At 64.7% G+C, this 5,415-nt stretch carries 4 protein-coding genes and 2 pseudogenes; 4 read left to right on the plus strand and 2 right to left on the minus strand.

Annotated elements, in window-relative coordinates; genetic code table 11:
• Together ACRDU5_RS16050 and ACRDU5_RS16055 are read left to right on the plus strand one after the other, a co-directional pair.
• A pseudogene (locus ACRDU5_RS16050) lies at positions 1 to 560 on the plus strand (hypothetical protein); the annotation flags it as partial.
• A gap of 29 nt (positions 561 to 589) precedes the next feature.
• Positions 590 to 1,411 (plus strand): hypothetical protein, encoded by an 822-nt coding sequence (locus ACRDU5_RS16055; RefSeq protein WP_526615619.1) that lies wholly within the window; start codon positions 590 to 592, stop codon positions 1,409 to 1,411.
• Between the two features lie 4 nt (positions 1,412 to 1,415).
• On the opposite strand, the gene ACRDU5_RS16060 is transcribed toward ACRDU5_RS16055, so the two are convergent.
• Positions 1,416 to 2,024: a mycothiol-dependent nitroreductase Rv2466c family protein gene (locus tag ACRDU5_RS16060; protein ID WP_526615620.1), complete on the minus strand. Its 609-nt coding sequence runs from the start codon at positions 2,022 to 2,024 to the stop codon at positions 1,416 to 1,418.
• A gap of 133 nt (positions 2,025 to 2,157) precedes the next feature.
• Between ACRDU5_RS16060 and ACRDU5_RS16065 the strand changes: the two genes are divergently transcribed.
• On the plus strand, positions 2,158 to 2,517 hold the full coding sequence (locus tag ACRDU5_RS16065) for a DUF732 domain-containing protein (protein ID WP_526615621.1): 360 nt from the start codon (positions 2,158 to 2,160) through the stop codon (positions 2,515 to 2,517).
• A 26-nt stretch (positions 2,518 to 2,543) separates the two neighbouring features.
• Positions 2,544 to 5,111 (plus strand): aminopeptidase N, encoded by a 2,568-nt coding sequence (gene pepN / locus ACRDU5_RS16070; RefSeq protein ID WP_526615622.1) that lies wholly within the window; start codon positions 2,544 to 2,546, stop codon positions 5,109 to 5,111.
• A gap of 142 nt (positions 5,112 to 5,253) precedes the next feature.
• On the opposite strand, the pseudogene ACRDU5_RS16075 reads toward pepN, so the two are convergent.
• Positions 5,254 to 5,415 (minus strand): annotated as a pseudogene (locus ACRDU5_RS16075) (IS5/IS1182 family transposase); the annotation flags it as partial.

Genomic DNA, 5,415 nt, shown 5'->3' on the forward strand with positions numbered 1-5,415 from the left:
TGACGCAGGCCCAGCTTGCGCAACTCGTGTACCAGAAGATGCAGCGGGCCATCACCAATCCCAGCGGGCTGCAAATCGGGGTGAGCACCAGCGACGGCGTACCGGTTATCTATGACCCGAAGGACAACGTGCTGATTGTGCGCGACACTGGGGCGAATGCGCCCGATGGCGGAACCGTGTTCAAGCCGAACGATCCCGCCTCCGTCGCCGACAAGTTTGGTTGGTACGAGTCGATCTTCACAGTGAACCAACTCGCCGACGGTCCCGTCGCGCCGCCGTCGCCAGCTTCACCGCTCCCCGAAATCAGTAAGGGCAGCGTCGGCGTGCCTGGCGGTGGCACCGACATCGCAACACCTATACCCGGATCCGCAACTGCAGGTGGCGGGGGCGGAGGCGGAAGCTGGGGTGACGAAGCGCCCACAAATGGGACCCTGCCGGGTTGGGGTACGCCCATAACACCCGAAGAGGCGGCAAAAAGCGATGGCGCTCTCGGCATTCTCGGAAAGATAATTCTTGGACATCTACCGCCCGACCCCAACGACCCCGACAACATGGCCTAACCAAAGCACCCAGGGAGTGAAGGATCTTTGTGACCGCCGATAACGATGGGCTCATAAGCATCGACCTCACGGACGTCGAGCGCGAGCTGATGGTGCTTGTCCTCAACGAGTACGGCCTGTCGGCGCAGGTTGCCGTCGAATTGCTGCCGCCCTTGATCGGCAAGTTGAGTAACAAACAGTGGTGGGACTACATCGTCCCGCTCAAAGAGAGCATCAAGAGGCGTGAGCCACTTTCGAATTTGGACTGGGCGCGCGCCCTGTGTCTTACCGAGTTCGGCTTCGGCAGCGACATGGTCGCCAATGCACGACGATTCGGGCCTGCAGCCGACGAATACTGGGTCTTAGAACTGCGCTCACTACAAGGCAAGGTCAGCAATCAACAGCGCTATCGACTACTGCGAGACAACGCCACGTTTCCCGCTCCCAATAGCGCAAGGAACGGAGAGGTCTGTGCCGTCGCCAACACGACTGATCGCATCGACCTCGACGACGATGAACGCAGGCTCATGACACTGACGCTCAACGAGTACGCCAAATCACCCCGACACGCCTTTGAATTACTCGCGCCGTTCGTCGGCCAAGCCACCTACGACAACTGGGCAACCTACGTAGCCGACCTGCACCAAGCAGTCACCAATGAACAATCCCTGTCGGATCTCGACTGGGCACGCGCCCTGTTCCTCACAGAAATCGGCTTCACCAGCGACCTGGTCGGCTTCGCACGCCAATTTCGAGGTGCCGACGAACACGGCATCGTCGTCCTGCGCTCACTCCAAGTGACCATCAATAGGGACGGCCGCTACCTACTGTTCAGCGAGAACGCCACCTATCCGTGGATTCGGCGCGACTAGCCGATTAGTCGAAGGTCGGCGGCTCGGTGCGCGTCCGCTTGAGCTCCCAGAAGTGGGGATACGACGCGAACGTCACCGACGCGTCCCAGAGCTTGCCGGCTTCCTCGCCGCGCGGGATCTTCGACAGCACGGGGCCGAAGAACGCGACATTGTTGACGTGGATGGTCGGGGTGCCGACGTCCTCGCCGACGTCGTACATGCCCTCGTGGTGGCTCGTGCGCAGCGCCTTGTCGTACTTGTCGCTGGTCGCCGCCTCGGCCAGCTCGGCGGGCAGGCCGACCTCCTCGAGCGACTCCTTGATGACGACCGCGAAGTCCTTGTTGTCCTCGTTGTGGATCCGCCGGCCCATCGCGGTGTACAGCGGCGCGAGGATCTCCGGGCCCTTGGCCTGCTCGGCGGCGATGGCCACCCGGACCGGCCCCCACGCCTGCTTGAGACCTTCCTGGTATTCCTCGGGAAGATCCTTGTTCTCGTTGAGCACCGCCAGGCTCATCACGTGAAAGTTGACTTCGATATCGCGAACCGTCTCGACCTCGAGGATCCACCGCGACGTGATCCAGCACCACGGGCACAGCGGGTCGAACCAGAAACCTGCAATGGACTTCTCGGGCATCAATCGTCCTCTCGGTTGAAGATCAGAACTCGTTCACCTCAACCATGCGCCGCGCACGCCTGTTCCAAACCTTTACCGAAGCGTGTTGTCAATGTGACCGACGTAGACCAGTGTTACTTGAGTGAAATCTGTTATGAGCACACTTGCAATGACCGTCGGGGCGCTGGCCGCCGCCGCGACGTTGGCCGCACCGGCCGGCGCCGACACCACCAACGACGCGTTCCTCAACGCATTGAACGAGGCCGGGGTGACCTACAACGATCCGGCAGCGACCGCTGCGCTGGGCGAGAGAGTGTGTCCGATGTTGGTCGAACCGGGCAAGTCGTTTGCTTCGGTCGCGTCGGCGGTGGGCAACAACGGCATCTCGCCGGACATGGCGGCGTTCTTCACCGGCATTGCGATATCGATGTATTGCCCGTCGGCGATCTCGTCGGTTGGCAACGGAACCATCCTGGACTGGCTGCCGACGTCAGGTCTGGCACCCCGCCTGTAGTACCCGCCAGCCGATAGGTTGGGGGTGTGGCACTTCCCAATCTGACTCGCGACCAGGCCGTCGAACGAGCCGCGCTCGTCACCGTCGGCGGCTACCGCATCGACCTCGACCTGACCGACGGCGAGCAGACATTCCGCTCCCTCACCACGGTGGAGTTCGACGCGCTCGGCGGCGCCGACACGTACGTAGACATCGCCGCCGACACCGTCCGCAGCGCCACCCTCAACGGGAACGAGCTCGACGTCTCCGGCTACGACGAGTCCACTGGGATCGCGCTGCCCGGTCTGCGCGAGCACAACGTCCTCGTGGTCGACGCCGACTGCCGATACTCCAATACCGGCGAGGGCTTGCACCGCTTCGTCGACCCCGTCGACGGCGAGGTCTACCTGTACTCGCAATTCGAAACCGCCGACGCCAAGCGGATGTTCGCATGTTTCGACCAGCCTGACCTGAAGGCGTCGTTCGACATCAGCGTCACCGCGCCCGGGCACTGGCAGGTGGTATCCAATGCCGCGACGGCCGGTGTCGAGACTAACGGCGAGGCGAAGAAGCACACCTTCGCGCCCACCCCGCGAATGAGCACCTACCTCGTCGCGCTGATCGCCGGACCGTACGCCCGCTGGGACGACACCTACACCGACGAGCACGGCGAGATTCCGCTGGGCCTGTTCTGCCGCAGCTCGCTTGCCGACTTCATGGACGACGATCGGCTGTTCACCGAAACCAAGCAGGGATTCGGCTTCTACCACCGAAACTTCGGTGAGCCATACGCGTTCGGCAAGTACGACCAGCTGTTCGTCCCGGAGTTCAATGCCGGTGCGATGGAGAATGCCGGCGCCGTAACGTTTTTGGAGGACTACGTCTTTCGCAGCAAGGTCACCCGTGCGTCCTACGAACGGCGCGCCGAAACCGTGCTGCATGAAATGGCTCACATGTGGTTCGGCGATCTGGTCACCATGAAGTGGTGGGATGACCTGTGGCTCAACGAGTCCTTCGCCACCTTCGCGTCGGTGCTGTGCCAGAGCGAAGCCACCGAATACACCGAGGCGTGGACCACCTTCGCCAACGCGGAGAAGTCGTGGGCATACCGGCAGGATCAGCTGCCGTCCACCCACCCGGTGGCCGCCGACATCCCCGACCTGGCCGCCGTCGAGGTCAACTTCGACGGCATTACCTACGCCAAAGGCGCCAGCGTGCTCAAGCAGCTCGTCGCCTACGTCGGGCTCGACCACTTCCTGGCCGGGCTGCGCGACTACTTCCGCGCGCACGCGTTCGACAACGCAACCTTCGGTGATCTGCTCGGCGCGCTGGAAAAGGCCTCCGGCCGCGACCTGTCGCACTGGGGCCAGCAATGGCTGAAGACCACCGGGCTGAACACGCTGCGCGCCGACTTCGACCTCGGCGCCGACGGCCGGTTCAGTCGCTTCGCCATCAGCCAGAGCGGCGCTCAGCCCGGCGCGGGTGAGACACGCGTGCACCGGCTAGCGGTCGGCATCTATGACGACGACGGCTCGGGGAAGTTGGTGCGGGTGCACCGCGAAGAGCTCGACATCGAGGGTGAACTAACCGAAGTTCCTGCGCTGCAAGGTGTTTCCCGCGGGAAGCTGATCCTGGTCAACGATGACGACCTGACCTACTGCTCGCTGCGGCTTGACCCGGATTCCCTGCAGACCGTGTTGACCCGCATCGCCGACATCGCCGAGCCGCTGCCCCGCACGCTGGCCTGGTCGGCCGCCTGGGAAATGACCCGCGAGGCCGAGTTGAAGGCGCGCGACTTCGTGGCGCTGGTGGCGGCGGGTGTGCACGGCGAGACCGAGGTCGGGGTGGCGCAGCGGCTGCTCATGCAGGCGCAGACCGCGCTCAGCTCGTACGCCGACCCGGACTGGGCATGCTCGCAAGGCTGGCCGGCGTTCGCCGACCGGCTGCTGGAGCTGGCCCGCGGTGCCGCACCCGGATCGGACCACCAGCTGGCCTACGTCAACGCGTTGTGCACGTCGGTGCTGGCACTGCGGCACACCGCGGTGCTGGCGGCGCTGCTCGATACCGATCCGATCGAGCTTGGGCTGCCCGGCCTTACTGTCGACACCGACCTGCGCTGGCGCATCGTCACCGCGCTGACCGCCGGCGGCGACATCGACAACGACGGCACGGAAACCCCGTTCATCGACGCCGAGGTGGAACGCGACCCGACCGCGGCCGGCAAGCGGCACGGCGCGCAGGCGTCGGCGGCCCGCCCTCAGCTGGCGGTGAAGGAGGGCGCGTGGCAACAGGTCATCGAGGACGACACACTGCCCAACATCGTTTCGCGGGCGATCATCGGCGGCTTCGTGCAGCCCGGTCAGCAGGCGCTACTGCAGCCGTTCACGTCGCGCTACTTCGACGCCATCCCGGGTGTGTGGGAGCGGCGGTCCAGCGAGGTGGCACAGACGGTGGTGATCGGGCTGTACCCGTCGTGGGATATCAGCCAGCCCGGGCTGGACGCCGCCGACGCCTTCCTGGCCGGTGAGCTGGCCGCACCGCTGCGCCGGCTGGTGCTCGAGGGACGTGCCGGGGTGGAACGGGCGCTGCGGGCCCGGGCGTTCGACGTCGCCTAGGAGGCTGCTGAATTAGTGGCGTTTGGGGCGGGACGCCTCGAGCCGCTTGGCGGCGATGGTGAAGTCAGACCCTGGGGTCGACAAAAGAGGTCGCCCCGCCATGGTCGAGGGTGACAGGCCCTGGCAGTTTGGGCAAGGCGTGTTAGGCGATGGCCCAGGTGGTGCCGGTGTGGGTCAGTCCGAGGGCGATGAGGCGGCGCAGGTTCAGCGCGGCGGCTCGGTGATGTAGCCAGTGGTCGTTCTTGATGACACCGCGGTAACGCAATCTTCGGTTGCCGCGGGTCAGCCAGGCGATGGTCCGTTC

The sequence above is a fragment of the Mycobacterium sp. genome (genome assembly GCF_050701515.1).
Lineage (GTDB): Bacteria > Actinomycetota > Actinomycetes > Mycobacteriales > Mycobacteriaceae > Mycobacterium.

What these genes read in the sequence shown, in the direction of transcription:
- ACRDU5_RS16065 (WP_526615621.1), top strand. Translation starts at nt 2,158, where the DNA reads ATGAGCACACTTGCAATGACCGTCGGGGCGCTGGCCGCCGCCGCGACG.
- ACRDU5_RS16060 (WP_526615620.1), bottom strand. Translation starts at nt 2,024, where the DNA reads ATGCCCGAGAAGTCCATTGCAGGTTTCTGGTTCGACCCGCTGTGCCCG.